The organism is Anaerobranca gottschalkii DSM 13577 (assembly GCF_900111575.1).
GTDB lineage: Bacteria > Bacillota > Proteinivoracia > Proteinivoracales > Proteinivoracaceae > Anaerobranca > Anaerobranca gottschalkii.
On sequence record NZ_FOIF01000105.1, the window covers coordinates 1 to 1,634 of the forward strand.

Here is a 1,634-nt window from a genome sequence, read left to right on the forward strand (position 1 = left end):
CCTTTTTTATCCCATTCTCTCAATGTTTGAGGATTTTTACCTATAAGTTTTGCAAATTTCCCTATGCTATAATATTTCATTATCATCACCTCTTGAATTTATCATAATATAAAAATTATATAAATTCAAGAATATTGTGTAAAGTTCTATAATGTTTTGTTAGCTGTTAAATTGCCTTCCATTATCTTATTTTTCCATTGTTCTATTTTTATCACCATGGTAAAATATTTATACAAAATTTTTAGACTAATAAAGAAAAAGGAGCTAAGTCTATGTATTTTGATATTTTCCATAGCCCTATAGGCAAATTAACATTGGTATGTACTAATCAAGGCTTAACAAATATATACTTTGGTGAAGTTGAAAAAAATTTTACTAAAAAGTCAGACCATCCTATTTTATTAGAAACAAAAAAACAATTAAATCTATATTTTGAGAAAAAATTAATGGAATTTGATATCCCCTTAGTTCTGCAAGGAACTCCCTTTCAAAAACTTGTCTGGAATTCCCTTAGAAAAATTCCTTATGGACAAAAATTAACTTACGGTAAAGTAGCTAAACTTATTGGTAATCCTAAAGGAGTAAGGGCTGTAGGGGGAGCTAATAATAAAAACCCTATACCAATAATAATTCCTTGTCATAGGGTAATAGGGAAAGATGGTTCCCTAGTTGGCTATGCCGGTGGTTTAGAAATTAAAAAATTTCTCCTCACATTAGAGAATTTTTAACTCCTTCAAACAATAAACCTCCAACTGGCTTCAATATTCCTTCAGTAAAGGCAATTATTTCTTCTTTATTATCATTGGAGTAAAATTGGGAAAAACTTTGGGTAAATTTATCGGCTATTTCTTCATCAAATTCTTTCAGTACTTTATATGCCCATTTACCATCACCAATCCAACGACGGTTTAACCTCATAATAAATTCTGCTAATAACATAGACAATTTGTTTACAATAAAAATCCCTTCATAGTGATTTTCCGACCCCTTTAAATCTTCTAACAATGCTGTGATGGTATAGCGATAGTTATCAATTTCTTTAGGACTCAATTCCCTGGGTCCTTTTTTTAATATTTCCTCAGCCTCCCTTTTTAATAGATGAAAATTTTTATCCCTATCAATTATAGGTATCCCTTCTACAATCATTGTAAGTAAAAAGGGTTTTGCTTTTTCAACTTCCCTTTGACATTGTTCTTTATATGCTTTTTGGTTATAAACAAATAGTTCAATTGGCCATTTTTGATAAATAACTGATTTCCTATAAGGGGGTTCTTCACCATCGGTAATTATCACTATATCTAAATCTGAAGTTTCGGTACCTTCCCCCCTGACTACACTCCCAGCTAAAATAGCTAAAAAGGCATTAGGGTATTCTTTTAACACATATTCCCTGGCAGCGACCAAGGCTGAACCCATCATAAAAGATCCCCTCCTTCCAAGATTTATTAAGTATTTCGCTATTTTTCACCTATTTCCTGCTATCTAGGATTCTTCTCTTTAATTTTTTATAAAAAAAGCGCCATTCGGCGCGCTTAAATCCATTTATATTTTATAGTGCTCTCCATGAACTCCTATATAATCTTTGGGATACATTTCTGCTCCACAACTCTCACAGCTAAATCTAGGTGGTATTG

Annotated in this window: 3 protein-coding genes; 1 reads left to right on the forward strand and 2 read right to left on the reverse strand. The window is 31.6% G+C overall.

Translation table 11 applies throughout. The features are described from left to right. Window positions 1-80 (reverse strand): MerR family transcriptional regulator (locus BMX60_RS11945; protein WP_143055947.1); only part of this gene is annotated, 80 nt, incomplete at its 3' end. A gap of 192 nt (window positions 81-272) precedes the next feature. On the opposite strand from BMX60_RS11945, the gene BMX60_RS11805 reads away from it, so the two are divergent. Then, window positions 273-728 (forward strand): methylated-DNA--[protein]-cysteine S-methyltransferase, encoded by a 456-nt coding sequence (locus BMX60_RS11805; RefSeq protein ID WP_091351628.1) that lies wholly within the window; start codon window positions 273-275, stop codon window positions 726-728. Here the strand turns inward: BMX60_RS11805 and BMX60_RS11810 are convergent. Then, window positions 709-1,419, reverse strand: coding sequence for a nucleotidyltransferase domain-containing protein (locus BMX60_RS11810; RefSeq protein ID WP_091351629.1), 711 nt, complete (start codon window positions 1,417-1,419; stop codon window positions 709-711). The genes BMX60_RS11805 and BMX60_RS11810 overlap by 20 nt on opposite strands. Between the last annotated feature and the right edge of the window lie 215 nt (window positions 1,420-1,634).